This window comes from Amycolatopsis sp. cmx-4-54 (assembly GCF_046548895.1).
Lineage (GTDB): Bacteria > Actinomycetota > Actinomycetes > Mycobacteriales > Pseudonocardiaceae > Amycolatopsis.
On record NZ_JAEBEJ010000019.1, the window covers coordinates 71174 to 84523 of the forward strand.

Here is a 13350-nt window from a genome sequence, read left to right on the forward strand (position 1 = left end):
AGTGGCTTTCGCAACGTGCCCCGGCCGCGAGACCCGCCGGTCAGGAGCCGATCCCGGTGAGGGACCGCACCTCCATCTCCGCGTGCTTGACCGGATCGGCCTTCGAGCGGCCGACGAAGGTGCCCACGAACCCGCACAGGAACGAGAACGGGATCGACACCAGGCCCGGGTTCTTCAGCGGGAACCAGTGGAAGTCGACGCCGGTGATGATCGAGTCCGCGGCCCCGGACATCACCGGCGAGAAGAACACGAGCACCAGGCTCGCGATCAGGCCGCCGTAGATGCCCCACAGTGTGCCGGTGGTGTTGAAGCGTTTCCAGAACAGCGAGTACAGCAGCGTCGAGAGGTTCGCCGACGCCGCGACGGCGAACGCCAGCGCCACCAGGAACGCGATGTTCTGCCCGTTCGCCAGGATGCCGCCCACGATCGCGAACGCACCGACGGCGACCGCGGTCAGCCGGGCGACCCGGACCTCCGAGGCCGGTTCCGCCTTGCCGTTCTTGAAGATGTTGGCGTAGACGTCGTGCGCGAAGGAGGCGGAAGCGGTGATCGTCAGCCCGGCGACGACGGCGAGAATGGTCGCGAAGGCCACCGCCGAGACGACGCCGAGCAGGACGGTGCCGCCGATGTTCAGCGCGAGCAGCGGCGCCGCCGAGTTCTCCCCGCCGGGCGCGTTCTTGATCGCCTCCGGGCCGACCAGCGCGGCCGCGCCGAAGCCGATGACCAGCGTGCAGAGATAGAAGAGGGTCATGCAGGCGGTCGCCCAGACCACCGAGCGCCGCGCCTCGCGCGAGTTCGGCACCGTGTAGAAGCGCATCAGCACGTGCGGGAGCGCCGCGGCGCCGAGGACCAGCGCCAGGGCCAGCGAGACGAAGTCGAGCTTCGTGACCTCGCTCTTGCCGTACGAACCGCCCGGCTGCAGCAGTTCGTCGCCGAGCGGGCTCTTGTCGGCGGCGGCCGCGAGCAGGTTCGAGAAGCTGAAACCGAACTTGCCGAACAGGAAGACGGTGATCAGCGCACCGGTCAGCAGCAGGATGGTCGCCTTGATGATCTGCACCCATGTGGTGCCCTTCATCCCGCCGACCAGCACGTACAGCACCATGACGACGCCGACGACGCCGATCACCAGCGCCTGGCCGATGCCGCCGTGGATGTCCAGCAGCAGCGCCACCAGCCCGCCGGCGCCCGCCATCTGCGCGAGCATGTAGAAGAAGGAGATCACCAGGGTCGACGTCGCGGCGGCGGCGCGGACCGGGCGCTGCTTCATCCGGAAGCTCAGCACGTCGCCCATGGTGAAACGGCCGGTGTTGCGCAGCAGTTCGGCGATCAGCAGCAGGTCGACCATCCACGCGACGAGGAACCCGATCGAGTACAGGAAGCCGTCGTAGCCGTGGATCGCGATCGCCCCGGCGATACCGAGGAACGACGCCGCCGAGAGGAAGTCACCCGAAAGCGCGATGCCGTTCTGCCGCCCGGTGAAGGCGCTTCCGGCCGCGTAGTAGTCCGAAGTGGAGGAGTTGCGCGTGCTGACGCGGTACACCACGTACAGGGTGATCGCGACGAAGAGCGCGAACACCGCGATGTTCAGCACCGGGTCGTTGTCGGGGATGCTCATCGCTCGCCTGCCTCGACGGCGGCTCGCAGCGCCTCGACCTTGGGGTCGAGCCGTTTGTTCGCGAACTTCAGGTAGGCGATCGTGATCAGGATCGTGCTGGCGAACTGGCCGAGGCCCAGCAGTATGCCGACGTTGACCTCGCCCCACACCTTCCGGCTCATGAAGTCGTGCGCGTAGGCCGCCAGCAGCACGAACGTCATGTACCAGGTGAAGAACAGCAGGCTCATCGGGAACACGAACCGGCGGAAGGTCTTGCGCAGCGCGACGAACTCCTTGCCGTGCTGGATCCGGTCGAAGTCCGGGCCGGTGGCGCGCGGTGGCGGGGGAGCGGGCCGGCGCTCGCGGACGAACAGCGCGGGCATCTGCCCGGTGTCCTCCAGGGCGTTGCTCGCCGCGTAAGGACGCGCGACGTCGGGCATGGGTTCCTCCGGGGGGCTTGCATCCGTGGCGCGGTACGGGGAGCGCACATACTAACTACGGCTTCACCCGGTCTGAATAGGCGACCCCGGTTCCGCGAAGGCGTGAACCGGTATTCGGTTTTACCTCGTATTAGTGTTTCGGGAAATCGTTTCGGCCGGAATGAACCGGCTTTATCACTCGTCATAGTGAGCGGAGTTGTCACGCGCGGTCGTCGCCCGAACGGCCCACTGCGGCAAACGACGGACGATGACCACGCTCTGTCCCTCGTTTTGGTGACAGATCGTAGTTTCGCTACCCGGGCGCGCCGGGTTCCGATACCGTGCCCGCCGTCCCGGACCGGGGAAGATCCCCCGATTCGCCGGGTGCCTCGAAAGAAATCACCATGTCGGGCGACATCGGACCGGCGTGGAGGGCAAGGCCACAACATCGGGCACATATTTGGGCTTGACCCACCCGTTGGGGGCACGGAAAGTAGTTCGACCGGGCGACGTGGCTACCGTACGTAGGCTGATCGGGTGATTGGACACCCTGTGTATCCGCGCAACCCGTAACCGGAATTCCCTCGTTTGTGACGCGCAGGCGGTTTTCCGGGCCCGTGGATCGTTCGGACGCACACTTTTCGCTGGTCAGCCCCCGTGCACTGAACAGAATTGACGGCACCTGGATTGGTGTACGATTCTTTGGCCCGGCTGACCCGCTGTGATCGATTGGCAAAGAAAAGTTGATCTCGACGACCATGCACTTCGCAGGTTGCGACCTGCACGTGCAGGTGCAAGAACTCCCGAGGCGGACCGGGGTACCCAGGGACACTCGGGACACCCGGATCGCCGGCCGGGGTCCCTCACGTCGCGATCGATCACGCGGGCAGGCCGGGGCCGAGTTCCCCGCAGGCAGGTACCTCGCGGGAACGGACGCCTCAGACCGTGCCAGGACGCCGGACAGGGAGTCACCTACGTGACCGTTGCAGGAGAAGGCCAAGTGCCTGTCGGGGAGCTGCTGGGACGCACTCCCCGGCGATCTCGGTGGGCCACCGGCTGGCGCACGCTCGTGCGCTGGCGGGACTGGAGCCTGCCGGTGAAGCTGTCGGCCGTGACGCTGGTGCCGATCCTCATCGCGCTCGCACTGGGCATCGCCACCATCGCGGGCCAGGTCAGCCGGTCCGACGGCTACCAGCGGCTGGACCGGCTCGTCGCACTGAGCGGGCAGATCCGCACCCTCGCCGACGGCCTCGGCCGCGAACGCACCCAGTCCGCCGCGGGGCTGACCGCCGGCACCGTCGGCGGGACCCTCGATCTCGCTTCGGCCCGCGCCGACGTCGACACCGCCATCCCTCTCTACGGCGCCGCCGCGTCCCGGGCCGTGGAGAACGAGCCGTCGCTCCGTCAGGCGCGTGAAGCGGCCGCCGCCCAGCTCGACCGGCTGCCCGACATCCGCCAGCGGGCCTCCTCCGGGCAGCTCGACCCCGTCCAGGCGATCGGTGAGTACACCGACGTCACCACCGCGCTGCTCGCCCTCGACACCGCGCTGGCGGCGGGTGCGGGCCAGGACGTCCTCGGCGGTACCCCCACAGCGCTGCACGACCTCGCCGTGATGAAGGAACAGCTGTCGCTGAGCCAGGCTCTGGTCTCCTTCGGCATCGCCCGGTCGAGCCTCGCGCCGAGCGAGCTCGACCAGCTGCGCACCGCCGAACTCCGGCTGGCCGACCGCTTCACCGACTTCCGTGCCGCCGCTTCGGAACAGCAGCGCCGGGAGTTCAGCGCCGCGGTCACCGACCAAGCGATGGAAAACCGCGACAGGCTCGCGAAAACCGCCCTCGGCGAACAGGGAACCCCGTCCGCGCAGGCCTTCCGCTCGTTGTCCGCGCAGGGCTGGACCGACGCCTCGACCGCGGTGATCGGCAAGGTCGGCGAGGTCGCGAACAAATTCGGCGCCGAGACGAGCGCGGTGTCGGCCGAACTGGTCGACGACGCCAGCAGCGGCGCGGGCCTGCTCGCGGTGCTGCTGTTCGGCGCGATGGTGCTCGCCGTCGCGGTCGTCTTCCTCATCACGCGCCAGCTGCTGCGCTCGCTGAAGGTGTTGCGCGCCAGCGCCCTCGACGTCGCCGAGAAGCAGCTGCCGGACGCGGTCCGCAACATCCAGGAGGGGCGTTCGCAGGGCACCGACGTGCGGCCCGTCCCGGTCGGCGGCGACGACGAGATCGGCGAGGTCGCCAGGGCCTTCGACAAGGTGCACCACCAGGCGCTGCGCCTGGCCACCGAGCAGGCCTCGATGCGGACCGGCTACAGCAACGTGTTCGTCAACCTCTCCCGCCGCAGCCAGAGCCTCGTGCAACGGCAGCTGCAGCTGATCGAGCGGCTGGAGCGCGACGAAGAGGACGCGGACCAGCTCGCCACGCTGTTCCAGCTCGACCACCTCGCCACCCGCATGCGCCGCAACAACGAGAACCTGATGGTCCTCTCCGGCGCCGAGCCTGGCAGGCGTTCCGGGCAGCCGGTCTCCGCCACCGACGTCGTGCGCGCGGCGGTCTCCGAGATCGAGCAGTACCAGCGGGTCACCGTGCAGAACCCGCCGCCGGTACGGCTGGTCGGGTACGCGGCCAACGATCTGATGCGCCTGATCGCCGAACTGCTGGACAACGCCACGGCCTTCTCCGCCCCGGAAACCCAGGTGACGGTCGCGACGAGGCTCGTCGAAGACGGCTCGTTCGGCATCGACATCCTCGACAAGGGCATCGGCATGAACGAGGCCGAGGTCGCCGAGGCCAACGCCCGGCTCACCGAGGCGCCCAACGTCGACCTCACCACTTCGCGCCGGATGGGCCTGTTCGTGGTCGGGCGGCTGGCCAGCAGGCACCGCATCGGTGTCTCGCTGCACGGCGGCAAGGACATCGTCGGCGTGCGCGCCACCGTCTCGGTCCCGGCGGATCTCGTGATGGTCCCGCCCGGGGGAGACCCCGGCCCCGCCACCGGCCCGATCACCCAGCGCCTCGCGCCGCTGCCGCCGCAGCAGCCGGGCGGCCTGCCCCGCCGCCGGCGGCCCGCGAACGGCTCGCGCCCCGCGATGCCGAACGTTCCCTCGCAGGGCGGGGAGCGGTGGCCGTCGGCGAACGATCTGGCGGGCCACACCAAACCCGCGGTCAACGGGCACGGGCCCCAGGGGCGGCCGCCGTCTGATCTGGAGATTTCGGGAACGGCGCTGTTCAGCCCGATCCCCCCGGACGAGACGACCCCGCCGCCCGCGCCGGAACCCCGCCGTCCCCAACCGGAACCCGCCGCCGAACCCGAGCCGGTCGCCGAGGAAGCGGAGAAGCCCGCCCCGGCGGAAGACGAGTTGCCCAGCGGCAAGGAACTGTTCGAGGCCAAGAACACCACCGCCGAGACCACCGGGACCACACTGAGTGAATGGTGGAGTCAGGCGGCCACGCCGCCGGCCCCGCCGGCGCCCACCGCGTCCGAGACGACGCCGATCTTCGACGAGATGCTGTCGGCGTGGTTCCGCTCGCCCGCGCCCGCTCCGGAAAAGCCCGCGGCCGAACCCGCGGCCAAGAAGGAGAAGCCGGGGGCGAAGGAACCCGAAGAGAAGAAGACGGCCGAGCCGGTTCCGACCGCCGAGCAGGAGGCCCGTACCTGGGACTTCGCCAGCGACAAGGCCTTCCGCACGGTGCAGGAGGTCTCCCAGAACGCCCCGTCGACGTTCACCGAGGCCGGGTTGCCGCGTCGCCGCAAGGGCGAGCAGCTCCTGCCGGGCAGCGCGGCGTCGTCGGTCCCGGCCGCCGAACCGGCCGCCAAGTCGGAGCTGCCGGTCCGCGACCCGGCGAACGTGCGCGGCAGGCTGAGCAGCTTCCAGCAGGGTGTCAAACGAGGACGCAAGGAGGCGGCGGACAAGGCCACGCCTGCCACCGCCCAGCCCGTCACCACACAGCCCGTCACCGCCCAGCCGCAGGCGAAGCCCGAGAATGGCGCGGCCACCGAGCAGGCAGCGGCGCCCGAGCCGTCGAAGGCTCCCGAGCCCGCGAAGGCGCCTGAGACGGCCGAGCGCCCGGCGGCCCCGCCCGCCGCGCTGCCGAGCAGGAAACCGCAGGCAGCGAGCCCGGAACCGGAACCGGTCGCCGCCGCCGAGCAGACGGACGCCTGGAACTTCGGCTCCGACGAAGGCTGGAAAGCCGCCCAAGCGGTGTCCCAGTCCGTGCCCTCGCGAATGACTTCGGCAGGATTACCCCGGCGCCGCCGCGGGGAGCAACTGCTCCCGGGCAGCGCGGGACCGCCCGCCGGGGCGGTCACCCCCCGACCACAGCGAGACGCGCACGACGTGCGCGGTCGCCTGAGCAGTTTCCAGCAGGGCATCCAGCGCGGACGGCACCACACAGCCCAGGCGACCGAAGCCAACCACGAAACCCTGGAGGGTGAATGACCTCGCCGAACCCGGCCCAGCCCCAGCAGAACCAGTTCGGGTGGCTGGTGAACGACTTCGCCGAGCGGGTACCCGGAGTGGCGCACGCGGTGGTGGTGTCGGCGGACGGCCTCCTGCTCACCGCGTCCAGCAGGCTCCCGCTGGACCGGGCCGACCAGCTGGCCGCCGTCGCGTCCGGCCTGGTCAGCCTGACCCAGGGCGCCGCGCGGTGCTTCGAGGCGGGCGCTGTCAACGAGACCGTCGTCGAGATGGAACTCGGCATCATGGTGCTGATGTCCATCAGCGACGGTTCCTGCCTGGCCATCCTCGCCGCCCCGAACTGCGACATCGGACAGGTCGCCTACGAGATGACGATGCTCGTCGATCGCGTCGGCCAGATCCTCACCCCGGAACTTCGCGCGCAATTGCAGGGCGCCGGTGGGTCGCTGATCGGTGAACCGGTGGGATGATGTCCCGATGAGCACCGGGTCCGGATCCCTCGGCGAACCGCCGGGGACGGGTGAACACCAGCCTCCGCACGCGGGGGCTGCCCATGCTGCCGGTTCACGGGACGACGGCACCTTCGCCGACGTCCTGAACGGCTTCACCCTGGATTCGGGACGTGGTCGTCGGAAGCGCAAGAAGAACAAGCACCCTCAGGATTCCCAGGCGGGCGGAGCACCCGCCGCCGGGGGATCGGCAGTCCCGCAGCCGACCGATCAAGGAGACCGCGTGACCTCACTTGCTTCTCCGCCCGACAGCGGCGCAGGCGCCGTCGGGCCGAGACCAGGTGGTCTTTTCGACCCGGGCCCACCCAGTGGCGAGTTCATCATGCCCGCCGTCTTCGAGCAGGCGCCGTCACCGCTCGAAGAGACGGCGATCGTCCGTCCCTATGCCCTCACCGGGGGACGGACCAAGGCGAACTACGCTCTCGAGCTGGAGACCCTCATCTCCACCAAGGACCACGTCGTCGCGGGTAGCCTCCCCGCGGTCGCCGCGGACCAGATCGAGTGCGTTTCGATCATCGAGGAGTGCCGCACCCCGCGTTCGGTCGCCGAGATCGCGGCGACCCTGCGCGTGCCGCTGGGTGTGGCACGCGTGCTGATCAGCGACGCGGCGGACGCGGGACTGGTCAGCGTGCACAAGACGATTTCGGGCAATGACGGCGCCGAGGCACATCTGGTGTTGATGGAAAGGGTTTTGAGTGGACTCCGTCGGCTTTAAGGCACCGCGGGAAACCGCGCCCCCGACCATGACATCCGCGAAGATCGTCGTGGCGGGTGGCTTCGGTGCGGGTAAGACGACCTTCGTCGGTTCGGTGTCGGAGATCGTCCCGCTCACCACCGAGGCGATGATGACGGACGCCAGTCGGGGGATCGACAACCTCGACCAGACGCCCAACAAATCGACCACCACGGTCGCGATGGACTTCGGCCGGGTCTCCCTGGACGCGGACCTGATCCTCTACCTGTTCGGCACGCCCGGGCAGCAGCGGTTCTGGTTCATGTGGGACGACCTCGTCCGCGGCGCGATCGGCGCCGTGGTGCTGGCCGACACGCGACGGCTGGCCGACTCGTTCGCGCCGATCGACTTCTTCGAGGACCGGGGCCTGCCCTATATCGTCGGGGTGAACACCTTCGACGGCGTCCTCGAGCACGACATCAACGACGTGCGGGAAGCGCTGTCGATCGACCCCAACATCCCGATCGTCCGCTGCGACGCCCGGGAACGGGAGTCGACGAAGCAGACGCTGATCACGCTGGTCGAGTACGCGATGCGGCAGTGGATCGCCTTGCGCGCGAGCAACGCGAGGTGAACCTGATGGCGGCAGCGTAGGGGCTGCCGCCCGGGTTCACCTCACTTCGCTTCGTAGGTCAGCAGTACCGCGCGCCCGTCCATCGTCCGGGTGCCGGTCAGCCGCAGGTCCGTGCGCACTCCGCCCGCGAACACCTGCTTGCCGCCGCCGAGCACCACCGGGTGCACGACGACGTGGAACTCGTCGATCAGACCGTGGTCGGCGACCGCGGTGGCCAGTTCGGCCCCGCCCATCAGCAGCAGATCCTTTCCGGGCCTGCCCTTGAGTTCGGCCACGCGTTCGGCGAGGTCGCCGCCGATCACCTCGGTGTTCCAGTCCGCCTCTTCCAGCGTCCGGGAGAAGACGATCTTCGGCGTCTTCCGCCAGACCGGCGCGTACGCGAGATCGTGCGGGTGATCCGAGATCTCTTCCGCCCGCGGCCAGTAAGACGACATCATGTCCCAGACCCGCCGTCCGTAGACGAGGGTGTCGGCGCGGTCGGTGAGTTCCTGCGAGTGGGCGGACAGTTCCGGGCCCATCGTGGTCCAGTCGAACTCGCCGTTCGGGCCTTCGATGCGGCCGTCGAGCGAGGTGTGGACGGCGTAGACGAGCTTGCGCATGGCTTGATCCCTCCGGTGTTGCGCCCGCCTTCCGGGCGCCGGACACCGAGGGGTCGGAGCGGCCGTGGGGTTCTCGACATGCCCTCCCGCATTAGTCCTCTGGATGCGCCCAGGCGCATCCAGAGGACTTAAATGCCTGGCGGGTCAGTACTCGTCGTGCCGCTTCCACCAGTGCCCGGGGCCGTCGGTCCCGCGGCCTGACTCCTCCCAGTCCTCCTGCCGCCCGAACGGGGTCAGGTCCAGGTATCGCAGCGTCCCCACCAGCTGGTCCCCGCCGCGACCGGTGGTGAAGTACGTCCGGAACACCTCGTCGCCGTCGCGCAGGAAGACGCTGACGCCGAACCCGCCGTCGATGCCGCAGTCCGGGTTGAAGTCACCGACGGTCGAGACCCACGGGACGGTCCAGCCCATCCGCTCCTTGTACCGCTCGATTTCGGGCAGTGTCGCCGGCGCGACCACGTACAGCGTGGTGTCACGGGCGTGCAGGTGGGCGAGGTGACCGATGTTGTCCACGAGCATCGAGCAGCCGGGACAGCCCGCCTTCTGTCCGGGCGCGAGCATGAAGTGGTAGACGATCAGCTGACGCCGCCCCTCGAACAGGTCGAGGAGGGTGACGCGGCCCTGGGGCCCGTCGAATTCGTAGGTGCTGTCGAAGCGGACCATCGGCAGCCGCCGTCGTTCGGCGGCGATCGCGTCCGCGGCCCGGGTGAGCTCCTTTTCCTTGGCCAGCAACGTGTCTCGGGCGATCTGCCATTCGCCCGCCGAGACGACTTCCGGCAGGGTGACGGTCTCAGTCATTTCGTTCGCCTTTCCTCAGTTCCGCGAGGTGCTCTTCCATGCGGTCGAAACCGCCTTCCCAGAAGCGCCGGTATCGCTCGACCCATTCGGAGACGTCGCCGAGCGGGGCGGCCTCCAGCCGGCAGGGCCGCCATTGCGCGGTCCGGCTCCGGCTGATCAAGCCCGCGCGCTCGAGGACCTTGAGATGTTTCGAGATGGCTTGGAGGCTGACCGGAAAGGGTTCGGCCAGCTCGTTGACGCTGGCCTCGCCGGTGGCCAGCCGGGCGAGGATCGCCCGCCGGGTGGGGTCCGCCAATGTGGCGAACGTGGCGCTGAGCTGATCAGTGGTCATCGCTGCTCAATCAATCGGTTGTTTAACCCTCAGGTTGAATATACTGGTGCGAGTCGATCTGTCAAGGAGGAGTGAGAGCGCCATCACGCGAGTGGATGGGTTTAAAACAGTAGGAAGTCCAAGTATTTTGGAGGGATGAGCAGCGACCTGCACCGGCCCGTGAACCCCGTTCGTTTCGTGACGGCGTCGAGCCTCTTCGACGGGCACGACGCGTCCATCAACATCATGCGGCGCATCCTGCAGTCGCAGGGCGCGGAGGTGGTGCACCTCGGGCACAACCGGTCGGTCGACGAGGTCGCCACCGCGGCCATCGCCGAGGACGTCCAGGGCGTGGCCATCAGCGCCTACCAGGGCGGGCACGTCGAGTACTTCAGCTACCTGGTCGAGCTGCTCAACGAACGCGGCGCGGGGCATATCAAGGTGTTCGGCGGGGGCGGCGGGGTCATCGTCCGCGAGGAGATCGACCTGCTGCACTCGCGAGGCGTGGCGCGGATCTTCTCGCCGGAAGACGGCTACGAGATGGGCCTCCCCGGCATGATCAACCTGATGATCAAGGCCTGCGACACGGACCTGTCCGCGCAGTCGCCCGGATCGCTGGACAAACTCCTTTCGGGTGACATCCCGGCGCTGTCCCGCGTCATCACGCAGCTTCAGCGCGAGGCGCTGCCGCAGGACGCGCTCCACAAGATCACCGAGGCCGCCAAGTCGCGGACGGTGCCGGTCCTCGGCATCACCGGAACGGGTGGTTCCGGCAAGTCGTCGCTCACCGACGAACTGATCCGCCGGTTCCGGCTGGACCAGGAGGACAAGCTCCGCATCGCCGTGCTCGCCGTCGACCCGTCGCGCCGCAAGGGCGGGGGAGCGCTGCTCGGCGACCGCATCCGGATGAACTGCCTCGACGGCAGCCCGGTCTACTTCCGTTCGCTCGCCACGCGGACCACCAGCGGCGAGATCCCCACCGGGCTCTCCGAGTCCATCCTCGCCTGCAAGGCCGCCGGGTTCGACCTCGTGATCGTCGAGACGCCCGGTATCGGCCAGGGTGACGCCGGCATCGTCGACTACGTGGACCAGTCGCTGTACGTCATGACGCCGGAGTTCGGCGCGGCGTCGCAGCTGGAGAAGATCGACATGCTCGACTTCGCCGACGCGGTGGCGATCAACAAGTTCGAGCGCCGCGGCGCCGAAGACGCCCGCCGTGACGTCGCCCGTCAGCTCGTGCGCAACCGCGAGGCGTTCAGCTCCTCGCCCGAGGACATGCCGGTCTACGGCACCAGCGCCGCGAAGTTCAACGATGACGGCGTCACCGCGCTCTACCAGCACCTGCGCGACACCCTCGCCGAACGCGGCCTGACCGTCGCGGCCGGTGTGCTCCCGAAGGTCGAGGGCAAGGTGTCCACCGACGCCAGCACGATCATCCCGGCCAACCGGACGCGCTACCTCGCGGAGATCTCGGAGACCGTCCGGAGTTACCACACCAAGACCGAGGAGCAGGTCGCCGCGCTGCGCAAACGCGAGCACCTCGCCGCTGCCAAGGAGGCGCTGGCCGCCGTCGACGCGAGCACCGACGCGCTCGACGGCCTGCTCGCGGCCGCCGAGTCCGATGTGGACGGTGAGTCGGCGAATCTGCTGGCCCGGTTCCAGGAACTCGCCGAGTCCTACCGCGCCGAGGAACTGGTCGTGAAGATCCGCGACAAGGAACTGCGCACCCAGCTCTGGCGTGACACGCTCTCCGGCAACCGGATCCCGCGCGTGGCGCTGCCGCGCTACACCGAATCCGGCGAGCTGCTGTCCTTCCTGCGCCGCGAGCACCTGCCCGGATACTTCCCTTACACCGCCGGGGTTTTCCCGTTCAAGCGCGAGGGAGAGGACCCGGCGCGCATGTTCGCCGGCGAGGGCGACCCGTTCCGGACCAACAAGCGGTTCAAGCTCCTTTCAGCAGACTCCGATGCGAAGCGCCTTTCGACCGCCTTCGACTCGGTGACGCTGTACGGGCACGACCCGCACACCCGCCCGGACATCTACGGAAAGGTCGGCACCTCGGGTGTCTCCATCGCGACGCTGGAGGACATGGAGGTGCTCTACGACGGCTTCGATCTGACTTCGCCGAGCACCTCGGTGTCGATGACGATCAACGGTCCGGCGCCGACCATCCTCGCGTTCTTCCTCAACACCGCGATCGACCAGCGGATGGAGGCGTTCAAGGCCGAGCACGGCCGCGAGCCGTCCGGCACCGAGGCCGCCGAACTGCGCGAATGGGCGCTGCGCAACGTCCGCGGCACCGTGCAGGCGGACATCCTCAAGGAGGACCAGGGGCAGAACACCTGCATCTTCTCCACCGAGTTCAGCCTGCGCATGATGGCCGACATCCAGGAATGGTTCATCGAGCACGGCGTCCGGAACTTCTACTCGGTGTCGATCTCCGGCTATCACATCGCCGAAGCCGGGGCGAACCCGATCTCGCAGCTGGCGTTCACCCTGTCGAACGGTTTCACCTACGTCGAGAGCTACCTCGCCCGCGGGATGGACATCGACGACTTCGCGCCCAACCTGTCGTTCTTCTTCTCCAACGGCATGGACGCCGAGTACTCGGTGCTGGGCCGGGTCGCGCGGCGGATCTGGGCGGTCGCGATGCGGGAACGCTACGGCGCCAACGAACGCTCGCAGAAGCTCAAGTATCACGTGCAGACCTCCGGCCGGTCGCTGCACGCGCAGGAGATGAGCTTCAACGACATCCGCACCACGCTGCAGGCGCTGTGCGCGCTGTACGACAACGCGAACTCCTTGCACACCAACGCTTTCGACGAGGCGATCACCACGCCGTCGGAGAGCTCCGTGCGGCGCGCGATGGCCATCCAGATGATCATCAACAAGGAATGGGGCCTGTCGAAGAACGAGAACCCGTTGCAGGGCTCGTTCATCATCGACGAGCTGACCGAGCTGGTCGAAGAGGCCGTGCTGCTGGAGTTCGACCGGATTTCCGAACGCGGCGGCGTCCTGGGCGCGATGGAGACCGGCTACCAGCGCGGCAAGATCCAGGACGAGTCGATCCTCTACGAACGCCAAAAGCACGACGGCACCCTGCCGATCGTCGGGGTCAACACCTTCCGCAACCCGAACGGCGGCGAGAACGACGTCGAGGTCGAGCTCGCGCGGGCGACCGAGGACGAGAAGCGTTCGCAGCTGGAGCGGCTCGAGGATTTCCAGCGCCGGCACCAGGCCGAGGCGCAGGTCGCGCTCAAGACGCTGCGCGAGGCCGCGACCCGGGGCGGCAACCTGTTCGGTGTCTTGATGGACGCGGCGCGGGTGTGCTCGCTCGGCCAGATCACCGAGGCGTTCTTCGAGGTGGGCGGGCAGTACCGCCGCAACGTCTAGCGGGCGGGAA

At 68.6% G+C, this 13350-nt stretch carries 10 protein-coding genes; 5 read left to right on the top strand and 5 right to left on the bottom strand.

Annotated elements, in window-relative coordinates:
* Positions 1 to 40: 40 nt before the first annotated feature.
* Positions 41 to 1615 (bottom strand): cation acetate symporter, encoded by a 1575-nt coding sequence (locus ACLJQ7_RS40050; protein ID WP_410653408.1) that lies wholly within the window; start codon positions 1613 to 1615, stop codon positions 41 to 43.
* Positions 1612 to 2034 (bottom strand): DUF485 domain-containing protein, encoded by a 423-nt coding sequence (locus tag ACLJQ7_RS40055; protein WP_410653409.1) that lies wholly within the window; start codon positions 2032 to 2034, stop codon positions 1612 to 1614. Before ACLJQ7_RS40055 ends, ACLJQ7_RS40050 begins: the two co-directional genes overlap by 4 nt.
* Positions 2035 to 3013: 979 nt before the next feature.
* Between ACLJQ7_RS40055 and ACLJQ7_RS40060 the strand changes: the two genes are divergently transcribed.
* From ACLJQ7_RS40060 to ACLJQ7_RS40075, 4 genes are read left to right on the top strand one after another with little or no spacing between them, the layout of a single operon-like run.
* Positions 3014 to 6445, top strand: coding sequence for a nitrate- and nitrite sensing domain-containing protein (locus ACLJQ7_RS40060; protein WP_410653410.1), 3432 nt, complete (start codon positions 3014 to 3016; stop codon positions 6443 to 6445).
* Positions 6442 to 6894 carry a roadblock/LC7 domain-containing protein gene (locus tag ACLJQ7_RS40065; protein ID WP_005166055.1) on the top strand — a complete coding sequence of 151 codons (453 nt, stop codon included), beginning with the start codon at positions 6442 to 6444 and terminating at the stop codon, positions 6892 to 6894. Before ACLJQ7_RS40060 ends, ACLJQ7_RS40065 begins: the two co-directional genes overlap by 4 nt.
* A gap of 7 nt (positions 6895 to 6901) precedes the next feature.
* Complete coding sequence (locus tag ACLJQ7_RS40070) at positions 6902 to 7648, top strand: DUF742 domain-containing protein (RefSeq protein WP_410653411.1); 747 nt, start codon at positions 6902 to 6904, stop codon at positions 7646 to 7648.
* Positions 7649 to 7676: 28 nt separating this feature from the next.
* Positions 7677 to 8240 (top strand): GTP-binding protein, encoded by a 564-nt coding sequence (locus tag ACLJQ7_RS40075; protein WP_125785469.1) that lies wholly within the window; start codon positions 7677 to 7679, stop codon positions 8238 to 8240.
* A 41-nt stretch (positions 8241 to 8281) separates the two neighbouring features.
* Here ACLJQ7_RS40075 and ACLJQ7_RS40080 read toward each other — a convergent pair whose 3' ends face one another.
* The 3 genes from ACLJQ7_RS40080 to ACLJQ7_RS40090 form a co-directional block, all read right to left on the bottom strand.
* Positions 8282 to 8839 carry a dihydrofolate reductase family protein gene (locus ACLJQ7_RS40080; RefSeq protein WP_410653412.1) on the bottom strand — a complete coding sequence of 186 codons (558 nt, stop codon included), beginning with the start codon at positions 8837 to 8839 and terminating at the stop codon, positions 8282 to 8284.
* A gap of 144 nt (positions 8840 to 8983) precedes the next feature.
* The gene (locus ACLJQ7_RS40085) at positions 8984 to 9637 is read right to left on the bottom strand and encodes a DUF899 domain-containing protein (protein WP_410653413.1); all 654 of its coding nucleotides are present in this window, start codon (positions 9635 to 9637) and stop codon (positions 8984 to 8986) included.
* Positions 9630 to 9968 carry an ArsR/SmtB family transcription factor gene (locus tag ACLJQ7_RS40090; RefSeq protein WP_410653414.1) on the bottom strand — a complete coding sequence of 113 codons (339 nt, stop codon included), beginning with the start codon at positions 9966 to 9968 and terminating at the stop codon, positions 9630 to 9632. The genes ACLJQ7_RS40085 and ACLJQ7_RS40090 overlap by 8 nt, the downstream gene beginning before the upstream one ends.
* Before the next feature lie 135 nt (positions 9969 to 10103).
* Here ACLJQ7_RS40090 and icmF point away from each other — a divergent pair, with 135 nt between their 5' ends.
* On the top strand, positions 10104 to 13340 hold the full coding sequence (gene icmF, locus ACLJQ7_RS40095; RefSeq protein ID WP_410653415.1) for a fused isobutyryl-CoA mutase/GTPase IcmF: 3237 nt from the start codon (positions 10104 to 10106) through the stop codon (positions 13338 to 13340).
* Positions 13341 to 13350: the final 10 nt, after the last annotated feature.